This is a genomic window from Dactylosporangium sp. CS-047395 (genome assembly GCF_050942185.1).
Lineage (GTDB): Bacteria > Actinomycetota > Actinomycetes > Mycobacteriales > Micromonosporaceae > Dactylosporangium.
Genome location: NZ_CP192015.1, coordinates 2,001,082 through 2,021,752, shown reverse-complemented (window position 1 = coordinate 2,021,752; position 20,671 = coordinate 2,001,082). Strand labels below are relative to the sequence as shown.

Annotated in this window: 16 protein-coding genes and 2 pseudogenes; 5 read left to right on the top strand and 13 right to left on the bottom strand. The window is 70.0% G+C overall.

Annotated elements, in window-relative coordinates:
* Nucleotides 1–55: 55 nt before the first annotated feature.
* The 13 genes and pseudogenes from secG to rsgA form a co-directional block, all read right to left on the bottom strand.
* Nucleotides 56–313, bottom strand: a complete 258-nt coding sequence (gene secG / locus ACQP00_RS09330) for a preprotein translocase subunit SecG (RefSeq protein WP_344614412.1) — start codon at nt 311–313, stop codon at nt 56–58.
* 88 nt (nt 314–401) lie between these two features.
* Nucleotides 402–2,105, bottom strand: a complete 1,704-nt coding sequence (locus tag ACQP00_RS09325; RefSeq protein WP_433217257.1) for an ABC transporter substrate-binding protein — start codon at nt 2,103–2,105, stop codon at nt 402–404.
* Nucleotides 2,106–2,317: 212 nt separating this feature from the next.
* On the bottom strand, nt 2,318–3,100 hold the full coding sequence (gene tpiA / locus ACQP00_RS09320) for a triose-phosphate isomerase (protein ID WP_433217254.1): 783 nt from the start codon (nt 3,098–3,100) through the stop codon (nt 2,318–2,320).
* A 3-nt stretch (nt 3,101–3,103) separates the two neighbouring features.
* A complete protein-coding gene (locus ACQP00_RS09315) occupies nt 3,104–4,252 on the bottom strand; it encodes a phosphoglycerate kinase (protein WP_433217251.1) in 1,149 nt (382 codons plus the stop codon).
* On the bottom strand, nt 4,249–5,253 hold the full coding sequence (gap, locus tag ACQP00_RS09310) for a type I glyceraldehyde-3-phosphate dehydrogenase (protein WP_433217248.1): 1,005 nt from the start codon (nt 5,251–5,253) through the stop codon (nt 4,249–4,251). Before gap ends, ACQP00_RS09315 begins: the two co-directional genes overlap by 4 nt.
* A gap of 633 nt (nt 5,254–5,886) precedes the next feature.
* Complete coding sequence (whiA, locus tag ACQP00_RS09305) at nt 5,887–6,867, bottom strand: DNA-binding protein WhiA (protein ID WP_223102186.1); 981 nt, start codon at nt 6,865–6,867, stop codon at nt 5,887–5,889.
* A 175-nt stretch (nt 6,868–7,042) separates the two neighbouring features.
* Nucleotides 7,043–7,951: pseudogene (locus ACQP00_RS09300) on the bottom strand (gluconeogenesis factor YvcK family protein); the annotation flags it as partial.
* A 119-nt stretch (nt 7,952–8,070) separates the two neighbouring features.
* Nucleotides 8,071–8,964, bottom strand: coding sequence for an RNase adapter RapZ (rapZ, locus tag ACQP00_RS09295; RefSeq protein WP_433223786.1), 894 nt, complete (start codon nt 8,962–8,964; stop codon nt 8,071–8,073).
* A 987-nt stretch (nt 8,965–9,951) separates the two neighbouring features.
* Nucleotides 9,952–11,892: pseudogene (uvrC, locus tag ACQP00_RS09290) on the bottom strand (excinuclease ABC subunit UvrC); the annotation flags it as partial.
* 79 nt (nt 11,893–11,971) lie between these two features.
* A complete protein-coding gene (locus ACQP00_RS09285) occupies nt 11,972–12,388 on the bottom strand; it encodes a Rieske 2Fe-2S domain-containing protein (RefSeq protein ID WP_433217245.1) in 417 nt (138 codons plus the stop codon).
* Nucleotides 12,389–12,519: 131 nt separating this feature from the next.
* Nucleotides 12,520–13,032: a Rieske (2Fe-2S) protein gene (locus ACQP00_RS09280; RefSeq protein WP_433217242.1), complete on the bottom strand. Its 513-nt coding sequence runs from the start codon at nt 13,030–13,032 to the stop codon at nt 12,520–12,522.
* Between the two features lie 236 nt (nt 13,033–13,268).
* Entirely contained in the window at nt 13,269–16,313 is a 3,045-nt protein-coding gene (gene uvrA, locus ACQP00_RS09275; RefSeq protein WP_433217239.1) for an excinuclease ABC subunit UvrA, read from the bottom strand.
* 130 nt (nt 16,314–16,443) lie between these two features.
* Nucleotides 16,444–17,475: a ribosome small subunit-dependent GTPase A gene (gene rsgA, locus ACQP00_RS09270; RefSeq protein WP_433217236.1), complete on the bottom strand. Its 1,032-nt coding sequence runs from the start codon at nt 17,473–17,475 to the stop codon at nt 16,444–16,446.
* 92 nt (nt 17,476–17,567) lie between these two features.
* On the opposite strand from rsgA, the gene ACQP00_RS09265 reads away from it, so the two are divergent.
* From ACQP00_RS09265 to ACQP00_RS09245, 5 genes are all read left to right on the top strand, one after another.
* Nucleotides 17,568–18,002, top strand: coding sequence for a hypothetical protein (locus tag ACQP00_RS09265; RefSeq protein ID WP_433217233.1), 435 nt, complete (start codon nt 17,568–17,570; stop codon nt 18,000–18,002).
* A 9-nt stretch (nt 18,003–18,011) separates the two neighbouring features.
* Nucleotides 18,012–18,689 carry a maleylpyruvate isomerase family mycothiol-dependent enzyme gene (locus ACQP00_RS09260; protein WP_433217230.1) on the top strand — a complete coding sequence of 226 codons (678 nt, stop codon included), beginning with the start codon at nt 18,012–18,014 and terminating at the stop codon, nt 18,687–18,689.
* A complete protein-coding gene (locus ACQP00_RS09255; protein ID WP_433217227.1) occupies nt 18,686–19,285 on the top strand; it encodes an MBL fold metallo-hydrolase in 600 nt (199 codons plus the stop codon). The genes ACQP00_RS09260 and ACQP00_RS09255 overlap by 4 nt, the downstream gene beginning before the upstream one ends.
* A 205-nt stretch (nt 19,286–19,490) precedes the next feature.
* Nucleotides 19,491–19,862 (top strand): hypothetical protein, encoded by a 372-nt coding sequence (locus tag ACQP00_RS09250; RefSeq protein ID WP_433217224.1) that lies wholly within the window; start codon nt 19,491–19,493, stop codon nt 19,860–19,862.
* Between the two features lie 39 nt (nt 19,863–19,901).
* Nucleotides 19,902–20,594 carry a uracil-DNA glycosylase gene (locus ACQP00_RS09245; RefSeq protein WP_433217221.1) on the top strand — a complete coding sequence of 231 codons (693 nt, stop codon included), beginning with the start codon at nt 19,902–19,904 and terminating at the stop codon, nt 20,592–20,594.
* The last annotated feature ends 77 nt before the right edge of the window (nt 20,595–20,671 follow it).

Sequence of the window (20,671 nt, the reverse complement as noted above, 5' to 3'; positions counted from 1 at the left end):
GCCCGCAGCATCACGGGACCGCGCACAGGAGTCTAGTACTTGGACGAGCGCGCTTTCACGCGCCGCCGTTTTGCACGATTTTCAGCCAGAGGCCGAGGCCGACGATGCAGGCGAACCAGATGATCCCGACCAGCAGGGTGTAGCGGTCGAGGTTCTTCTCCGCCACCGAGGAGCCGGCGAGGCTGGAGGACACGCCGCCGCCGAACATGCTGGACATGCCGCCGCCCTTGCCGCGGTGCAGCAGCACGAGGAGGGTCAGCAGCACGCTGGTGATGACCAGCAGCACGATCAGGGTGTAGGCGAACGCCGTCATGGCGCGGTCGTCCTCTCAGATGGCGGTCAGGAACACGGTTTGCAACACGATCTGGAACGCGGTCTTCGGCACAGCGGGTGCCAGCTTACTAGGCGAGCCCGATCGCGCACAGATCGGGCTGGCCGAACTGCGGATGGATGAAGCCGCCGCGGATGTTGGTGCCCGCCATGCGCAGCGCCTTCATGTAGACGATCGGGATCACCACCGCCTGCTCGGCGATCTTCTGGTCCAGTTCGCCCCACAGCTTGTACTGCCGCTCCGGCACCGACTCCGCCAGCGCGGCCGAGATCTGGTCGTTGATGTCGGCGCTGTTGAGCAGCCCGTAGTTCTGGTTGTTGGTGGCGCCCGCCTTGGTCGGGATGAGCCGCCCGTCGAACAGCGGCGGGATGACCGCCGAGCCGTTCGCCCAGTCCGGGATCCAGCCCGCCCATAGCAGGTCGTTCGTGTTCGCCGGGTTGCCGATGACGTCGAAGTACGTCTCCGGGTCGATCCCGTTGATCTTGATCTGGATGCCGATCTGCTGGTACGTCTCCACGACCGTGGTGGCCAGCCGCCTTATGTCCTTCTGGTCCGGGATCGACAGCGTCAGCGTGTTCGGGCAGGCCTTGCCGGCCTTCTGCTGCTCGTCGAGCAGCTTCAGGGCGACGTCGGGCTTGCCCTCGACGTTGTTGGCGCTGTCGTACACGTCGAAGTCCTTGTGGGCCTTGAGCTGCGGCGCGATCATCGTCGTGGCGTAGTCGCCGTAGACGGACCCGCCGGCCGCGGCCCGGAACTTGCGCTTGTCGAACGCGTACACCAGGGCCTGCCGGCAGGCGAGGTTCGGGATGCGCTTGCTGTTGATCGCGAGGTACCGGATGCCGCCGTAACTGCCCTGGATGGACCGGGCCGACAGGTCGGGGTCGTTGATGACCTGCTGCACGAAGTTGGGCGCGACGTTCTTGTCCAGGTCGACCGTGTCGGCGTTGTCCCCGTCGCTGGTGATCAGGTTCGACGTGACGGTCGGCAGGTCGCCGTTGGCCTCGACGACGATCTTGTCGGGGTAGGCCTTGCGGACGCTGTCGGTCGTGCGGTTCCAGTATGAGTTGCGCACGTAGACCAGGTGCTGGTCGGTGTTCTCCTGCAGCTTGTACGGCCCGGACGAGAACGGCTTCTTGTCGTAGTCGTTCTTGGTGTCCTGCTTGGCCGGCACGGGCGCGAAGACCGACATGGCCACCGTGTACCCGAAGTCGCCGATCGGCTGGTTCAGCGTGAACCGGATGTTGCGGGTGTCGACGCACTGCACGGACGTGAGGCCCTTGCCGCCGTTGTTCCCGCCGACGAACGGGCCCGCGTAGGAGTCCGCGTCGGCCAGGTAGGTCTTGGCGTACGGCTGGGCGACCGAGAACAGGTTGGAGAAGCTGCGCTCGACGCCGTACTTCACGTCGGCGCACGTGATCGGGGTGCCGTCCTCCCAGCGCACGTCGTCCTTGAGCTGGAAGTCCCAGACCCGGTTGCCCTCGCTCGGGCGGCCGGCGTCGGTGGCCAGGTCGCCCACGATCTCGCTGGAGGCCGCGCCCGGCTCGGACTTGAACGTGGTGAGCGTCCGGGAGACCAGGCGGCTGAGGTTGGCGTCGGTGGCCGTGGCGACCCGCTGCGGGTCGAGGTGGGCCGGCTTGGCGCTCACCACGACGTGCACGGTGCCGCCGGTCTTCGGCGGCTGCGGCCCGTTCTTGGCGTCGGCGTCGCTGCATCCGGCGGTGGCCAGCAGGGCGAGTCCGGCGATGGTCGCAATGGTGGTACGACGACGGAGCATGCTGGTCCTTCACGGCGCGCCGGCGGTCCCGGCTCACCCGTTCGTGGCGGGTGAACCCTGGCCCGATGGCTTGACGCCAGGTCAAGGGGTGGTGGACGGAGCCACTTTAGGCGTCATTCAGCTCCCGCGGTACAACGGGTGGGTCACACAACACAGCGTCGCGCGGCCCGAACCGGACCGCGCGACGCTGGGTATTTGCCTTGTTACGTTGCCTACTTGCCGAGGCGGACAATCCTCGCGAAACCCTCGGCGTCGATGCTCGCACCGCCGACGAGCGCGCCGTCGATGTCGGGCTGCTCGATGATCGCCGCGACGTTGTCGTGCTTCACCGAGCCGCCGTAGAGGATGCGCACCCGGTCGGCCGTACCGCCGGTGTACTTCTCGGCCAGGCGGGTGCGGATCGCCCCGATGACCTCCTGCGCGTCCTGCGGCGTGGCCACCTTGCCGGTGCCGATCGCCCAGACCGGCTCGTACGCGATGACGATCTTCTCGACCTCGTCGGTCTTGACCTTCTCCAGGCCGGCGTCGAGCTGCGCGAGGGTGTAGCCCACGTGCTCGCCCGACTCGCGGATCTCCAGGCCCTCGCCCACGCACAGGATCGGCGCGATGCCGTTGGTCAGCGCCGCCTTGACCTTGGCGTTGACCAGTGCGTCGTCCTCGTTGTGGTACTGGCGGCGCTCGGAGTGCCCGACCACGGCGTACTGGCAGCCGAGCTTGGCCAGCATCGCCCCGGAGATCTCACCGGTGTAGGCGCCGGAGACGTGCGCGGAGATGTCCTGCGCGCCGTAGCCGATGAGCAGCTTGTCCCCGTCGACCAGCGTCTGGACGCTGCGGATGTCGACGAACGGCGGAAGGACGACCGCCTCCACGTCGTTGAGCTGCTGCTCGGTGAGCGTGAAGGCCAGCTTCTGGACCAGTGCGATCGCCTCGAGGTGGTTCAGGTTCATCTTCCAGTTGCCGGCCATGAGCGGGCGGCGTCCGGTGACCTCGGCCATCGGTTACGCCTCCAGCGCCGTGATGCCCGGCAGGGCCTTGCCCTCGAGGAACTCGAGGGAGGCGCCACCACCGGTGGAGATGTGGCTGAACCCGTCCTCCGGGATGCCCAGCGCGCGGACCGCCGCGGCCGAGTCGCCGCCGCCGACGACCGTGAAGCCGTCGACCTTGGTGATCGCCTCGGCGACGCCCCGGGTGCCGGCCGCGAACGGCGCCAGCTCGAACACGCCCATCGGGCCGTTCCAGAAGACGGTCTTCGCGCCGTCGAGGGCGGCCGCGAAGGCCGCCACCGAGTCGGGGCCGATGTCCAGGCCCAGCTCGTCGGCGGGGATCGCGTCGACGGAGACGGTCTGCGTGGCCGCGTCGGCCGCGAACTTGTCCGCGGTCACCACGTCGGTCGGCAGCACGATCTTGTCGCCGCCCCGCTCGAGCAGGTCCTTGCAGGTGTCGACCATCTCGTCCTGCAGCAGGCTCTTGCCGACCTCGTGGCCCTGGGCCTTGAGGAAGGTGAAGCACATGCCGCCGCCGATGAGCAGCTTGTCGACCTTGGGCAGCAGCGCCTCGATGACGGCGAGCTTGTCCGAGACCTTCGAGCCGCCGAGCACGACGATGTACGGCCGCTCGGCCTGGCCCGTCAGCTTGCTGAGGACCTCGAGCTCCTTGGCCACCAGGTAGCCCGCGTAGCGCGGGAGGAGGGCGGCCGTGTCGTACACGCTGGCGTGCTTGCGGTGCACGGCGCCGAACGCGTCGTCGACGTAGACGTCGCCGTGCGCGGCCAGCTCCTGCGCGAACGCCTTGCGCTCGCCCTCGTCCTTGCTGGTCTCCCCCGCGTTGAAGCGCAGGTTCTCCAGCAGCACGACGTCACCGTCGCCGCCGTTGAAGGCCACCTGGGTGCCGAGCAGCTCGCTGAGGCGGGCCGCGACGGGCGCCAGGGTGTACTTCGGGTCCGGCGCACCCTTCGGGCGGCCGAGGTGCGACATGACGGTGATCTTCGCCGCGCCGGCCTCGCGCAGGGCGTTGAGGGTCGGCAGGACGGCCCGGATGCGGCCGTCGTCGGTGATCTTGTCTCCGTCCAGCGGGACGTTCAGGTCGGCGCGCACCAGCACGCGCCGACCGGCGACGCCCTCGCTCAGGAGGTCGTCGAGCGTCTTCACAGGCCGGTGCCGACCAGGGTGACGGCGTCGACGAGACGGTTGCTGTAGCCCCACTCGTTGTCGTACCAGCCGACGACCTTGACCTGGTTGCCGATGACCTTGGTCAGGCCCGCGTCGAAGATGCACGACGCCGGGTCGGTCACGATGTCGGTGGAGACGATCGGGTCCTCGGTGTAGACCAGGATGCCGGCGAGCGGGCCGTCGGCCGCGGCCTTGAGCGCGGCGTTGACCTCCTCGACGCTGGTCTCGCGGCCGACGGTGACCGTGAGGTCGGTCGCCGAGCCGGTCGGGACCGGCACGCGCAGCGCGTAGCCGTCGAGCTTGCCCTTGAGCTCGGGGATGACCAGGCTGATCGCCTTGGCCGCACCGGTCGAGGTCGGCACGATGTTCAGGGCCGCGGCGCGGGCGCGACGCAGGTCCTTGTGCGGGCCGTCCTGCAGGTTCTGGTCCTGCGTGTACGCGTGGATCGTGGTCATGAGGCCACGCTCGATGCCGAACGTGTCGTTGATGACCTTCGCCATCGGGGCCAGGCAGTTCGTGGTGCACGACGCGTTGGAGATGATCGTGTGCTTGGCCGGGTCGTACTGGTGCTCGTTCACACCGAAGACGATCGTGAGGTCCTCGTTCTTGGCCGGGGCCGAGATGATGACCTTCTTGGCGCCGCCGGCCACGTGGACCTTGGCCTTCTCCGCGTCGGTGAAGATGCCGGTCGACTCGATGACGACGTCCGCGCCCAGGTCGCCCCAGGGCAGCTTCGACGGGTCGCGCTCGGCGAGGGCCTTGAAGGACTTGCCCGCGACCGAGATCTCGTCCGCGCTCGCCTTCACTTCCTCGCCCAGCCGGCCGAGGATGCTGTCGTACTTGAGCAGGTGCGCCAGCGTCGCGTTGTCGGTCAGGTCGTTGACCCCGACAACCTCGATGTCCGCGCCCTTGGCCAGCGCCGCACGGAAGAAGTTGCGCCCGATACGGCCGAAGCCGTTGATGCCAACCCGGATGGTCACTTCGACACATCTCCTCGTCTCTTCGCGCCCCGGCTCGCAATGATTTCCGATGCCGTGCGCCAGATGAGTGTTATTGGCTCGCCCACCCTGGTCCCGCCGGTCCGGTCCCACCCAGTTGGTGCTGGGCCCGGCCGCGTGTCGCGGCGGCGATCGAACAGCGAGGAGCGACCCGAGTCGGCCTCATCGCCGAACACGGCAAACCCTATCGTCTCGAACCGGTCACGACTGCGCGGGGGTGTCGGAGCCCACGTTCGAGAGTACGGCGCACACGGCGGCTCGGACCCCTTACCGGGCTGCCGTCCGGCTCACGGCTCTGGCTCACACTGCGCGTATTTGTGCGCATTACGGCCGCTCGCTTCGTGCACGTTTGCGACCGCTGTCCTGTGCTCGCTTCTGGCTGGTCACGCGTGCGCACTTTGAGCGCCCACGTGTGCGCGCTACGTGTGTGCTTCGACCGCTCGTTTCTGCGCGCTTCGGCCAGTCGCTCGTTTGTGCGCTTTGAGCGCTCGCTTGGGCGCATTTGATCACGATAAGTCGGGCGCTGGCGCGCCGCGACTTATCGGACTTATCCCCCGTCGGGCGATTTATACGGTACAAGCGGGATCTGGCGTTCTGCAGGTGGCACTTTGATCTTCAGCCGACCAGCATCTCCGGCGTCACGGCCGACTCGGTGTCGGGAATGCCCAGGTCACGGGCGCGCTTGTCGGCGAGGGCGAGCAGACGCCTTATACGGCCGGCGATCGCATCCTTCGTCAACGGCGGATCGGCCAGGGCGCCGAGCTCCTCGAGCGAGGCCTGGCGGTGCTCGAGGCGCAGGGTACCGGCGCTGCTGAGATGATCCGGCGCGGTGTCCGCGAGGATCTCCATGGCGCGGGCGACCCGTGCGGCGGCGGCCACCGCGGCCCGGGCCGAGCGGCGCAGGTTGGCGTCGTCGAAGTTGGCGAGCCGGTTGGCGGTGGCCCGGACCTCGCGCCGCACCCGGCGCTCCTCCCAGGTCAGCACGCTCTGGTGGGCGCCGATGCGGGTGAGCAGCGCGGCGATCGCGTCGCCGTCCTTGACCACGACCCGGTCGACCCCGCGCACCTCGCGGGCCTTGGCGGTGATCCCGATCCGCCGGGCCGCCCCGACCAGCGCGAGCGCCGCCTCGGGACCCGGGCAGGTGATCTCCAGCGCACAGCTGCGGCCGGGTTCGGTCAGCGAGCCGTGGGCCAGGAAGGCACCGCGCCACGCGGCCACCGCGCAGCACATGTTGGCCGAGACGACGTGCGGCGGGAGGCCGCGCACCGGACGTCCGCGCACGTCGAGCAGGCCGGTCTGGCGCGCGAGGGCCTCGCCGTCCTTGACCACGCGGACGATGAAGTGGCTGGCCTTGCGCAGCCCGCCCGACGCGAGGACGTGGATCTCGCTGCCGTACCCGTACACCTCCGACACCTCCCGCCGCAGCCGGCGAGCGGCGGCGTTGGTGTCCAGCTCGGCCTCGACGACCACGCGGCCGGAGACGATGTGGAGCCCTCCCGCAAAGCGCAACAGTGCGGCCATCTCGGCGCGCCGGCAGCAGGGCTTGGCCACGTCCACCCGGCTCAGCTCGTCCTTGACCGCAGCGGTCATCGCCATTCTGTCGTCACCTCGCGGTTTTCGTGTTCGCGGTCATGTCCTCGTCCGTACCGGTGCGCGCCCGGCCCCCGTTGCCGGCGTGGGCTCGCGCACCGTTCTCGTTCCGTGCACCGGTGCCCGCCGCGCCGCCCGAACGGTTCGCGCCGCTCGTCGTCGTTCCGGTGGGCCGGGCCTTGCGATGGGTCTGCAACAGCGGCTCGAGCGCCGCCGCCAGCGCCTGCGGGTCGTGCCGGGGCGCGCCATCCCCGACGGCGACCGGGGCCAGCACCAGCCGCGCACCAAGCGATTCTGCCGCACGATGGACCGGTTCGGGGTCGCCTACCGCTTTCCCGTCGGCAAGAACTACATCGACGTGCAGTCCAGGTAGGTAACGAGGCAGGGCGGCCAGGTGTTCCGGCAGCGTCAGCCCCGCCGTCTCGCTGTCGGCGGCCAGGTTGAGCGTGACCAGCCGCCGCGCGCCGCTCTCCCGGATCGCGTCGGCCAGCCCCGGCACCAGCAGGTGCGGGATCACGCTGGTGAACCACGATCCAGGCCCGAACAAAAGCCAATCCGCCTCTCGTACCGCGCGCACGGCCTCGGCACACGCCTCCGGCGCGGCCGGCGTCAGCCGCACCCGGTCGATGGTCTTGGTGGTCACCGCGACCTCGTGCTGCCCGCGCACCGTGACGACCTCGCCACCCTCCGAGAGGTCGGCCTCGATGTGCAGCGGATCACGCGACATCGGCAGCACCCGCCCACCGCACCGCAGCATGGCCGCGGCCCGGTCGAGCGCCGCCACCGGGTCGCCGGCCTGTTCCATGAGCGCCACGAGCACCAGATTCCCGACCGGATGCCCGGCGATGTCGTCCTCGCCGGTGAACCGATGCTGGAACAGCTCGGCGATCGCGGCCTCGTCGGCCAGCGCGGCCAGGGCCTGACGGAGATCACCCGGAGGCAAGATTTCTCGTGTACGCCGCAGTCTCCCGCTCGAGCCCCCGTCATCCGCCACTGTCACGACGGCGGTGATGTCGAGCGGCCGTCCACGCTGGACGACGCGCAGCGCCCGCAGGGTGGCCGACAGTCCGTGCCCGCCCCCGAACGCCACGACCCTGACCGCCTGTTCGGCCTTTTCGGGCGTTGTTGCTCCGGTTTTGGCAGTGCTTGTCTGACCCGGGCGCGTGGCCGGGTTTTGCGCGGCTCCGTTGCCGCGGGTGGTTCGGCTTGTCATTCGCGTCCCAGGTCGCGGTGCTGCGGCGAGGCCGAGAGCCGCATCTCACGCAGGCGCCGGGCCAGCTCCTCGGCGATGGCGACACTGCGATGCTTGCCGCCCGTGCACCCGACGGCGATCGTCAGGTACCGCTTGCCCTCCCGCTCGAACCCCGGCGCGGTCGCGTTGATCAGCCGCGCGTACGTCTCGACGAACGTGATCGCCCCGCGCTGCCCCAGCACGTACCGGCTGACGTCGGTCTCCCGCCCGGTGTGCTCCCGCAGCTCCGGCACCCAGTACGGGTTGGGCAGGAACCGCGCGTCGAGCACGAAGTCGGCATCGGGCGGCAGGCCGTACTTGAAGCCGAAGGACAGCACCGTGACCCTGATCTGGGTCGTGTCCTCCTCGCCGAACATCTCCTCGACGCGCCCGCGCAGCTGGTTCACGTTCAGGTGGCTCGTGTCGATCAGGACGTCGGCCTGCTCGCGCGCCTCCTGCAGCAACTTCCGCTCGGCCGCGATGCCGTCGGACAGCCGCCCGGCCCCCTGCAACGGATGCGAGCGCCGCACGCTCTCGAACCGCCGGATCAGCACCTCGTCATCGGCGTCGACGAACACCATGCGCGGGTTGAACCCCCGCTCGCGCAGCGACTTCATCGCACCGGGCAGATCGGTCGAGAACGCGTGACTGCGCACGTCCAGCACCATGGCCGTACGCCGAACCGCCCCCTGCGCCGCGTGCGCCAGCTCGGCCATGTCGAGCAGCAGCGCCTGGGGCAGGTTGTCCACGACGTAGTACCCGACGTTCTCCAACGCCCGCGCCACGGTGCTGCGCCCGCCCCCGGACACCCCGGTCACGATCACGAGGTCGGTGGTGTTGCGCCCGGGCAGCGGCCCCTCATCGGGGTCCACTTCACCGAATCCGGCACCGAGCTCGGCCCGTTCTTCGGCACTCAGGAACAGACCTTCGTCCCCCACCGCCCCACCAGGCGGTTGATCCCCGCCAACGGCCCCCGCGGCGTCTTCCGGCAAGTCGCCTTCTCTCGACACGTCGACGAGTTTATGTCGTACCGCCCCCGCCATCGGACGGTCGGTCGGTTTGCACTAGTTCGCGGTATCTCCAGCAACCCTCCTACCGGCGCCCCGTTCCAGGCCCCTGCCCTCGGATTCCCCACGCCAGACCCGCACTCGGGCGTGTCGCGACGGTCGGAACCACCGGCACGGATGTCCCCCATCCGTGTCATAGCCCACACCACGAGGCCCGCGCCAGGAGAGCCGCCGCGGCGCCCGTTCGGCCCCGATCCCCCACGAACCGGACACGCCCGCCGACACGCCGCCCCCGACTCGCCGCGTCCGCCGCCCTCGACCCGCCGCCCTCGACCCGCCGCCCTCGACCCGCCGCCCTCGACCCGCCGCCCTCGACCCGCCGCCCCTGACCCGCCGCGTCCGCCGCCCCGCCGTCGACACGCCGTCGACACGCCGCCGCCGACCTACCGCACTCGGCCCGCTGCGTCCGCCGAACCCTGTCCGGCCGCGTCCGCCGGCCCCCGACCCGGCACCCAGCACCCGAAGCGCCGGTCAGGCCGAACGCGATGGATTCACCGCAGCCGCATCCACAGCCGCATCCGCCGATTCCGCGTCCAACTCCGGCTCGTCCGCCGAGGCCGCGACCTCCGATTGCTCGACCGCAGCCAAGTCCAAGTCCGGTGCGGCCACCGCGGCTGACTCCGAGCCCGACTCTGGCGCGACCACCGCAGCCGAACCCGAGTCCGAATCCTCCGGTGCCACCACCGCAGCCGAACCCAAGTCTGACTCCGTCGCCACCACCGCAGCCGACCCCGAGTCTGAGTCTGAGTCCGGTGCAGCTACCGAGCCCGAGTCCGGTGCCGCCTCCCGGTCCGCCGGCGGGCGGGCCGAGGCCAGCGGGTCCGCGTTCAAAGCCGCCTGAATCCCCTCAGCAGTCCGCCGCCCGATCCCCGGCACCTCCGCGATCTCCTCCAAGCTCGCCGCCTTCAACCGCTTCAGCGACCCGAAGTGCCGCAACAGCGCCTTGCGGCGGATTTCGCCCAGGCCGGGGATCGAGTCGAGCGCCGAGGCCGTCATTCGCTTGGAGCGCTTCTGCCGGTGGTACGTGATCGCGAAGCGGTGGGCCTCGTCGCGGACCCGCTGCAGGAGGTAGAGGCCCTCGGAGGCGCGCGGCAGGATCACCGGGAACTCGTCGTCCGGCAGCCACACCTCCTCAAGGCGCTTGGCCAGGCCGCAGACCGTGATGTCGTCGATGCCCAGGTCGAGCAGGACCTGCGCGGCCGCGTTGACCTGGGGCTGGCCGCCGTCGACGACGACCAGCTGCGGCGGGTAGGCGAACTTGCGCGGCCGGCCGGTCGTCGGGTCGATGCCGGGGCGGGAGGGATCGATCTCGGCCGCCTCGTCGATCTCGACCTTGGCGTCGAGGTAGCGGGCGAACCGCCGGCGCAGCACCTCGGAGATCGCGGAGACGTCGTCGGTGGCGCCGTTGATCGCGAACCGCCGGTATTCGCTCTTGCGCGACAGCCCGTCCTCGAAGACGACCATGCTGGCGACCACGTCGGTGCCCTGAATCTGCGAGATGTCGTAGCACTCGATGCGCAGCGGCGCCGTGCCCATCGAGAGACCCTCGGCGATCTCCTCGAGGGCCTTGCTGCGCGTGCTCAGGTCACCGGCACGCCGGAGTTTGTGCTGCTGGAGCGCCTGCTCGGCGTTGCGGGCGACCGTTTCGGCGAGCGTTTTCTTGTCGCCTCGTTGCGGTACACGAAGGGAAACCCGACTCCCGCGCAGTTTGCTGAGCCAGTCGGCGAGCGCGTCGACGTCGGCCGGCAGCTCGGGGACCAGCAGCTCGCGCGGCAGATCGGCGGCCTCGGCCCCGGCCTCGCTGCCGTAGATCTGCGTGCAGAAGTGGTGCACCAGGTCGCCGGGGGTCAGGTCCTCGGTCTTCTCCACGATCCACCCGCGCTGGCCTCGCACCCGCCCCCCGCGCACATGGAAGACCTGCACGGCGGCCTCCAGCGGATCGTCGGCAAAAGCGACAACATCCGCATCGGTACCGTCCCCAAGCACGACAGCCTGCTTCTCCATCGCCCGCCGCATGGCCCCGAGATCGTCCCGCAGCCGCGCCGCGCGCTCGAAGTCCAGCTCGTCCGACGCCTGGTACATCTCGCGCTCGAGCTGCTTGACCATCACGTCGGTCTTGCCGGCCATGAAGTCGCAGAAGTCCTCGACGATCCGGCGGTGCTCGTCCTCGCTCACCCGATCGACGCACGGGGCCGAGCACTTCCCGATGTACCCGAGCAGGCACGGCCGCCCGATCTGCCCGGCGCGCTTGAAGACCCCGGCCGAGCACGTGCGGGCCGGAAAGACCCGCAGCAGCAGGTCGAGCACCTCGCGGATGGCCCACGCATGCGCGTAGGGACCGAAGTAGCGCACGCCCTTGCGCTTGCTCCCGCGCATCACCTGCAGCCGCGGGTAGGCCTCGTCGAGCGTGACGGCGAGGTAGGGGTAGCTCTTGTCGTCGCGGTACCGCACGTTGAACCGCGGGTCGTAGGCCTTGATCCAGTTGTACTCCAGCTGGAGGGCCTCGACCTCGGTGCCGACCGTCACCCAGTCGACCCGCGCGGCGGTCGTGACCATCTGCTGCGTGCGCGAGTGCAGGGTCCACAGGTCGGCGAAGTAGCTGCTGAGCCGCTGCCGGAGGCTCTTGGCCTTGCCCACGTAGATGACCCGCCCGGAGGGGTCGTAGAAGCGGTACACGCCGGGTGTGTCGGGAATGGTTCCGGGTGCTGGTCGATACGTGGACGGGTCTGGCACGCTTCGAGACTATCCGGGGGGTACGACAGAAAATCGAAGGCCGGCCGCCCGTCCCCGAGCGACCGGCCTTCGCGTGCGGTCAGGAAGCGACGTAGATGTCGTCGCCCTCGAACCGGAGCGTCTTCTCCTTCAGCGGCTGGTTCGCCGGCGGGTTGGTCACGCTGCCGTCCGTGGCCGAGAAGGTGCTGCCGTGGCACTTGCAGTTGATGTTGTTGTTCGCCACGTCGGTCACGATGCACTGCTGGTGGGTGCAGATGGCCGTGAACGCCTTGAAGGTCCCCGCCTCCGGCTGCGTGATGACCGTGCCGCCGTCGTCGGAGACGATCTTGCCGCCGCCCACCGGAACGTCGGCCTTCTTGGCGATCGGGCCGCCAGGGGTCGCGCCGGAGCCGGTGCTGTCCGATCCGCTGTCGTCGTCGCCGCAGGCGGCCAGCACCGTCACGGCCGTCACGCCGACCGCCCCGGCGAGCACCGCGCGGCGGGTCGTCTCACTCATCTAGCTCCTCCAATGGTCGTGTGCCCGCAGGCTGCGGCCATACACAGATCATGGAGGATACGGTTCAATGCTCAACAAAAACTGTGAGTTCGGCACCCAAACCGCAATCGAGTGATCACCTGACGTATCGGTCAGCCCTGAACGACGTACCCGTTCTTGACGCTGACCTTGATCCCCTTCAGCCCGCGCGGCGCCGGCCCGCTGATCTTGCCGCCGTCGGCCACCTTGAACTTCGAGTTGTGCCGCGGGCACATGATCACCGGGTTGCCGTCGAACGGCGGGTCGACGATCGCGCCCTCGTGCGGGCACGCCGCGTCGTACGCCTTGAACGCGCCCTTCGTCGGCTGCAGCACCAGCACCGTGTCCTTGACGATCACGCCGCCGCCGACCGGCACCTCGCCCGCGGCCACGAGCGCGTTGGACGGCACCTGGTCGCCTCCCCCGCCGCCGGTGCCGTTGTCGTCGAACGGGTTGCCGGTGGTGGGCGCAGCGGCGGGCGCACTGGAGGCGCCACCGCCCCCGGCACTCGGCGCGGAATCGTCGCCGTCGCCGCAGCCGGCCAGCACCGCGACGCCGAGCGCGCCCGCGCCGAGCAGCAGCGAGCGCCGCGCGGCGCAAAGGTTGAAGACGTCCTCTTGTGGCACGCGTTTCCTCCTGAGGTCAGCCTCGCCAGCGGCCACGGTAGCAGCGCAACCTGACGATCATGAGCGCCCCGGATCGCGCGGAGTCGGATAAAAACTGCAAACCCGATTTATACCGCGTCGGGGTATAAGTCCGATAAGTCGCGGCGCGAAGCGCCCGACTTATCGATCAACAGCCCGGCCCCGACGCACAGCAAGCGACCCGGGACCAAAGCAGGTCCCGGGTCGCCGTATAAAAATCAGCGTTTGGCCGGAGCCTTCTTCGCGGCGGTCTTCCGGGGCGCCGCCTTCTTCGCCGGAGCCGCCGTCTTGGCCGCGGCAGCGGTGGCCTTCGCGGGAGCCGCCTTGGCCGCCGCCGTCTTGCGCGGGGTCGCGGCCGGCTTCGTGCCGTTGGCCTGGGCCGCCCGGTCCCGCGCCTCCGGCGAGCCCGACGGCTCGCCCTTCAGGCCCAGCACCGGCCGCAGGAACTGCCCCGTGTAGCTCTCCGGCAGCTCCGCCACCTCCTCCGGCGTGCCCGCCGCGACCACCGTGCCGCCCTTGTGGCCGCCCTCCGGGCCCATGTCGATGATCCAGTCCGCGGCCTTGATGACGTCGAGGTTGTGCTCGATGACGATCACCGTGTTGCCCTTGTCCACCAGGCCCTGCAGCACCAGCAGGAGCTTGCGGATGTCCTCGAAGTGCAGGCCGGTGGTGGGCTCGTCGAGCACGTACACCGTCCGCCCGGTCGAGCGCTTCTGCAGCTCCGAGGCCAGCTTCACGCGCTGCGCCTCGCCGCCGGAGAGGGTCGGCGCCGGCTGGCCCAGCCGCACGTAGCCCAGGCCCACGTCGACCAGCGTCTTGAGGTGGCGGTGGATCGCCGGGATGGCCTCGAAGAAGCCCTCCGCCTCGGCGATCGGCATGTCGAGCACCTCGGCGATCGTCCGGCTCTTGTAGTGCACCTCGAGGGTCTCGCGGTTGTACCGCGCGCCCTTGCACACCTCGCACGGGACGTACACGTCGGGGAGGAAGTTCATCTCGATCTTGATCGTGCCGTCGCCCGCGCACGCCTCGCAGCGGCCGCCCTTGACGTTGAACGAGAAGCGGCCCGGCCCGTAGCCGCGCACCTTGGCCTCCGTCGTCTCCGCGAAGAGCTTACGGATGTTGTCGAAGACGCCGGTGTAGGTCGCCGGGTTGGACCGCGGCGTCCGGCCGATCGGCGACTGGTCCACGCCGACCACCTTGTCGACCTGGTCGAGCCCGGAGATGCGGGTGTGCCGCCCCGGTACGAGCCGAGCGCCGTTCACCGTGTTCGCCAGCACCGCGTGCAGGATGTCGTTGACCAGCGTGGACTTGCCGGATCCGGACACCCCGGTGACGGCCGTGAGCTGCCCGAGCGGGAACGGCACGGTCAGGTTGTGCAGGTTGTGCTCGCGCGCGCCGACGACCACGAGCTCGCGGCCCGGCGTGCGCGGCCGGCGGATCTCCGGCGTCGGGATGCTGCGCTTGCCGGACAGGTACGCCCCGGTCACCGACTCCTCGGTCTTGAGCAGCTGCTCGTAGGGCCCGCTGTGCACCACCTTGCCGCCCAGCTCGCCGGCCCCGGGCCCGATGTCGACGATCCAGTCGGCGGTGCGGATGGTGTCCTCGTCGTGCTCGACCACGATCAGCGTGTTGCCGAGCTTCTTCAGCCGCACCAGCGTCTCGATGAGCCGGTGGTTGTCCCGCTGGTGCAGGCCGATGCTGGGCTCGTCGAGCACGTACAGCACGCCGACCAGGCCGGAGCCGATCTGCGTGGCGAGCCGGATCCGCTGGGCCTCGCCGCCGGACAGCGTGCCCGAGGCCCGGTCCAGGGAAAGGTAGTCCAGGCCGACGTCGACCAGGAAGCGCAGCCGGGCGTTGATCTCCTTGAGCACCCGCTCGGCGATCATCTTCTGCCGGTCGGTGAGCTCCATCGCGCCGAGCAGCTCAGCGGCGTCGCCGACGGAGAGGTTGCAGACGTCGGCGATGCTGCGCCCGGCGATCGTCACGGCCAGGATCTCGGGCTTGAGCCGGGTGCCGCCGCAGGTGCCGCAGGGCACGTCGCGCATGTACCCCTCGTACTTGTCCCGCGACCAGTCACTGTCGGTGTCGGCGTGCCGCCGCTCGATCCACTGCACCACGCCCTCGAAGCCGGTGTAGTAGGAGCGCTCGCGGCCGTACTTGTTGCGGTACCGGACGTGGACCTGGTCCTCGCTGCCGTGCAGGATGGCCTTCTGCCCGCGCGAGGAGATGCCCTGCCACGGGGTGTCGAGGTTGAATCCCTCCTCGTCGCCGAGCGCCTCCAGCAGCCGCAGGAAGTAGTCCAGCGTGTGCCCGGTCGCCCACGGCGCGATGGCGCCCTCCCGCAGCGTGCGGTCGGGGTCCGGGATGATCAGCTCCGGGTCGACCTCCTTCTTGGTGCCGATGCCGGTGCAGTCGGGACAGGCACCGTACGGCGCGTTGAAGGAGAACGACCGCGGCTCCAGGTCCTCGATCGACAGCGGGTGCTCGTTGGGGCACGCGAGGTGCTCGGAGAACAGCCGCTCGCGGTGCTCGTCGTCCTCGGGCAGGTCGACGAACTCCAGGATCACGATGCCGGCCGCCAGCTTCAGCGCGGTCTCCACCGAGTCGGTGAGCCGCTGCTTGGCGCTCCGCTTCACCGCGAGCCGGTCGACGACCACCTCGATGGTGTGCTTCTCCTGCTTCTTGAGCTTCGGCGGCTCGGTCAGCGGGTGCACGACGCCGTCGACCCGGGCCCGCGCGTAGCCCTTGGACTGCAGCTCGGCGAACAGGTCGACGTATTCCCCCTTGCGCCCGCGCACGACCGGCGCGAGCACCTGGAAGCGGGTGCCCTCGTCCATGGCCAGCACGCGGTCGACGATCTGCTGCGGCGTCTGCTTGGTGATCAGCTCGCCGCAGACCGGGCAGTGCGGCTCGCCGACGCGCGCGTAGAGCAGCCGGAGGTAGTCGTAGACCTCGGTGATGGTGCCGACCGTCGAGCGCGGGTTGCGCGAGGTCGACTTCTGGTCGATCGAGACCGCCGGGGACAGACCCTCGATGAAGTCCACGTCGGGCTTGTCCATCTGGCCGAGGAACTGCCGCGCGTACGACGAGAGCGACTCGACGTAACGCCGCTGGCCCTCGGCGAAGATCGTGTCGAACGCCAGGCTCGACTTGCCGGAGCCGGAGAGCCCGGTGAACACGATCATCGCGTCGCGCGGCAGGTCAAGACTGACGTCGCGGAGGTTGTGCTCCCGTGCGCCACGGATGATCAAGCGGTCGGACATGCTTCCCCTTGGCAGTATTCGTCCGGTTGGAACACCGTCCTGGTGCCAGCCGACAACTCTAGCCAGGGGGTATGACATTTTTTGGCCGCCGCCCGCGCGAGGGGACCTCGAACGGGGGAAGCGGGCCTGATCAGCCCCGGGCCGGCCGGCGGCGCTCGCGGTTCTCGCGACGCTGACGACGTACCGAAGCCAGCTTCTGCTCTTTTTGCAGTTTCTGCCAACTGGCGTAGCGGCGCGGGCTCAGCTCGCCCTCCTCGACCGCCGTGCGCACGGCGCATCCGGGCTCGTCACCGTGGCCGCAGTCGTCGAACCGGCAGCCCCGGGCGAGCAGCGTCACATCGGCGAAGGCCCGGTCGAGGCCGGCCACCGTGTCGAACATGCCGACCAGCCGCACCCCCGGCGTGTCCAGCACCGCGCCGCCGTCCGGCATCGGAATCAACGCCCGATATGTGGTCGTATGGCGCCCGCGGCCGTCCGAGCGCAGTGCCCGCGTCTGCATGACGGGCGCCCCGGCGAGCGCGTTGACCAGGCTGGACTTGCCCGCCCCGGACTGCCCGAGCAGGCCGAGCGTGCGGCCGTGCGCGACGAGCGGCCGCAGCCCGTCCAGGCCGAGCCCGGTCCGCGCACTCACCGCGTGAACCGTCACGCCGGACGCGTGCCCCGGCATCTGCGCCGCCAGCGCCTCGGGGTCCGCGGCGAGATCGGCTTTTGTCAGTACCAGATGAGGCTTTGCCCCGGACTCCCAGGCCAGCGCCAGGAGGCGTTCGATCCGCCCCGGATCCGGCGACGGGTCGACCGGCTCCACGACGGCGACGGCGTCGATGTTGGCCGCCAGCACCTGGCCGAACGACTCCTCGCCGGCCGTCGCGCGGACGATCGCGGCGCGTCTGGGCAGGACGAACTCGGCGGTGATCCGGTCGTCGGGCCAGTCGCGCACGACCAGCCAGTCCCCCGCACAAGGCATCGCGCGCGGATCCTGCGCGGCCCGGGCCAGCAGCCCACCGGCCACGCTGGCGCGCACGGGTCCACCGGCCGTGAGCGCGGTGCAGACGCCCCGGTCCACGCGGCTCACCCGCGCGGGTCGCTGCCCGGGCACGTCAAAGCGCCCGAAGACCTCGGCGAAGCCGTCGTCCCAACCCAGGGCCGACAGGTCGATACTCACTGTAGTCCTTCCAATCCGAACTGGCGTTCGGAAACCCACGGTAGGTAGCGCGGCAGCGACGCGAAACCGAATATCGGGGCTATCGTCGGACGGTGCTTCCCTCGCGTGTGCTGTCCGGCGCCGTCGGACTCCGCCTCGACCGGGCCGACGTGCAGTGGCACGTGTCCCCCGGGCAGGACGACTCGCTCATGCGGTTCTGGCTGACCTTCGGCACCGCCTGCTACGGCTTCCACGTCGGCGCGGAGGACGAGATCCTGGACGTGATCGTCGAGGAGCGCGGCACCGACGCCGACATGGGCGTCTACGGCCGCCTGGAGGTCCGACCGGCGGCGGGCCCCGATCCCGCGGCGTTCGCGGTCGGCCAGCGGCTGGTCGTGGTGCATGATCTCTTCGCGGGGTACCTCGGGAAGCCCATCGGCGCCCGCCTCTGCTTCGAGACCGTCGACCTCAGCGTGGCCGACTGGGAGGATGAGCTGCACTGGGCGGCCGGCGACCTCCCGCCCGCGGTCGGCGTGCGGCAGCGATAACCTGGACCGGTGACGGCCGATCCGCTGGTCCTGAATCCCGAGCTGGAGCGCGCCACCTCCCGCCTGCTCGCCACCATCGCCTCCTTCAGCGACCCCGACCTGGCCGAGCCGACCCTGTGCGCCGGCTGGACGCGCGGCCACATGCTCAGCCACCTGGCCCGCAACGCCGACGCGTACGTCAACCTGCTCACCTGGGCCCGCACCGGCGTCCGCACCCCGGCGTACGAGTCGCCGGAGGCCCGCGACGAGGGCATCAAGGCAGGCGCCGACCGCCCGCTCGCCGCCCAGCTGGCTGACGTGGCCGCGGCCTCGACCCGCCTGGCCACCGCGATCGACGCCATGCCCCCCGAGGCCTGGTCCGTGACGGTCGCCCTGCCCTCCGGCACGCCCATCCCGGCCGCCCGCGTGGTCTGGTCCCGCCTCTGCGAGGTCGAGCTGCACCACGTCGACCTCTGCGCCGGCTACACCTCGGCCGACTGGCCCGACGCCTTCCCCCTGCGCCTCCTGCACGACCCGGCCACCCCGCACGCGGCCACCCTGGTCGACCCGGACGGCACCGTCCTGCTCACCGTCGAGAACGCCCCGACCGTCACCGGCCCGGTGCACGCCCTGGCCGCCTGGCTCACCGGCCGCGGCGACGGCACCGCCCTGACCGGCGACCTGCCCAACCTGGAGGCCTGGAAATGAGCACCGGACTCGACATCACGTCCCTGTCGGTCGGCCCGATGGACAACAACGCGTACCTGCTCCGCTGCCGGGCCACCGGCGACGCGGTGCTCATCGACGCGGCCAACGACGCCTCCCGGCTGCTGCAGTTCGTCGAACCGGGCGGCATCCGCGCGGTCGTCACCACCCACCGCCACCCGGACCACTGGATGGCCCTGCAGGACGTGGTCGACGCGACCGGCGCCCAGTCCCTGGCCCACCCGGCCGACGCCCCCGAGATCCCGGTGGTGGACGCCCACCTGAACGAGGGCGACACGCTCACGGTCGGCGACTGCGCCCTGTCGGTCATCCACCTGGTCGGGCACACGCCGGGTTCGATCGCGCTGTACTACCCGGAGGAGGGCGGCCACCTCTTCACCGGCGACTCCCTCTTCCCCGGCGGCGTGGGCAACACCCACGGCAACAAGGCCGACTTCGACTCGCTCCTCCACGACGTGACCACGAAGCTCTTCGACGTCCTGCCGGACGGGGTCACCTTCTACCCGGGCCACGGCAAGAACTCGACCATCGGCACCGAACGCCCCTCCCTCGACGAATGGCGCGCCCGCGGCTGGTGACCGCCGACTTGGTTCACGCTGAGTGATACAACGCTTGGCAGATCGTGAGGGTCGTTCGTAGGCTCCACGGTGTGCCCAAGCTGTTGCACGAAACCGTGATCGAGCTGTTCCGGGAGCGTCCCATGCTGGCGGCCGAGATCCTCGGCGGGCCGCTTCAGATGGTGCACGGAACTGATGGCCATTGGCCCGCCGTCACACCGGGCGCGTGGGCCAGGGCCGACAGCACGGCTATTCCGGCACGGCTTCAATGCCCCGCTCAACGCGAACCGTCGATGAAAACCCGCCGACCGGTGCAGACCTGGTCCTTTCCCGGCTGCCGGAGGCGGCGCGGGAGTGTCTGGAGGAGCTCATGACCAACACTGGCTTTCGGTTCCAGAGTGATCTCGCCCGCCGCAGCTACGCCGAGGGCAAAGCCCGTGCCGTGCTGAGCGTGCTCGAAACCCGCGGCGTCGAGGTCCCTGAGAACGTCCGGGCCGACATCGCCAGTTCCACGGACATCGAACAGATCGAGACCTGGCTCCGCCGCGCCGCGACCGCGGACAAGTACCAGGACCTCGATCTTCCAGTCCTGGACTGATCGGCCGGGACGGCCCGCGGGCTGATAGCTTTGCGGGCCATGCCCGTCTATCTGCTGGACTTCATGCCCGAGGACTGGCGCGCGGCGGTCACCCCGTACGTCGACCCCACGACCGTCGCGGCGCTCTCCTCGTTCGTGGTCGAGCAGTACAACTCGGGCGTCGTCTACCCGCGCAAGCAGGACATCTACGCCGCGTACAAGCTCAGCCCGCTCGCCAGCACGCGGGTCCTGATTCTCGGCCAGGACCCGTACATCAAGCCCGGCCAGGCGCACGGCCTCAGCTTCAGCGTCCCGCCCGGCGTCGCCGTCCCGCCGTCGCTGCGCAACGTGTACCAGGAGATGCGCGACGACCTCGGCGTCGAACCCCCGCCGTCCGGCGACCTGACCGCCTGGACCAGGCAGGGCGTCATGCTGCTCAACGCCGTCCTGACCGTCCGCGCCGGCACGCCGAACTCGCACAAGGGCCACGGCTGGGAGAACATCACCGACGCCACGATCCGCGCCCTGAACGACAAGGCCGAGCGGGTCGTGTTCGTCCTGTGGGGCGCCGCCGCGAAGGCCAAGGCTCCACTCATCACGAACAACCACCATGTCGTACTGCGAGCAGGCCACCCAAGCCCCATGAACCAGACCGGCTTCCTGGGCAGCCGCCCCTTCAGCCGCATCAACGCGGCCCTGACAGCGGCCGGAACCCTCCCGGTCCGCTGGTCACCGGCGATGCCGAGACACTGACCGGCGATGCCGAGGCACTGACCAGGCGAGGGTGAACGCAACTGGCTGACAGATCACACATCCATCGACCCCGGGAA

What these genes read in the sequence shown, in the direction of transcription:
- uvrA (WP_433217239.1), bottom strand. Translation starts at nt 16,313, where the DNA reads ATGTCCGACCGCTTGATCATCCGTGGCGCACGGGAGCACAACCTCCGC.
- secG (WP_344614412.1), bottom strand. Translation starts at nt 313, where the DNA reads ATGACGGCGTTCGCCTACACCCTGATCGTGCTGCTGGTCATCACCAGC.
- ACQP00_RS09325 (WP_433217257.1), bottom strand. Translation starts at nt 2,105, where the DNA reads ATGCTCCGTCGTCGTACCACCATTGCGACCATCGCCGGACTCGCCCTG.
- tpiA (WP_433217254.1), bottom strand. Translation starts at nt 3,100, where the DNA reads ATGGCCGAGGTCACCGGACGCCGCCCGCTCATGGCCGGCAACTGGAAG.
- whiA (WP_223102186.1), bottom strand. Translation starts at nt 6,867, where the DNA reads ATGGCGATGACCGCTGCGGTCAAGGACGAGCTGAGCCGGGTGGACGTG.
- ACQP00_RS09245 (WP_433217221.1), top strand. Translation starts at nt 19,902, where the DNA reads ATGCCCGTCTATCTGCTGGACTTCATGCCCGAGGACTGGCGCGCGGCG.
- ACQP00_RS09255 (WP_433217227.1), top strand. Translation starts at nt 18,686, where the DNA reads ATGAGCACCGGACTCGACATCACGTCCCTGTCGGTCGGCCCGATGGAC.
- ACQP00_RS09285 (WP_433217245.1), bottom strand. Translation starts at nt 12,388, where the DNA reads ATGAGTGAGACGACCCGCCGCGCGGTGCTCGCCGGGGCGGTCGGCGTG.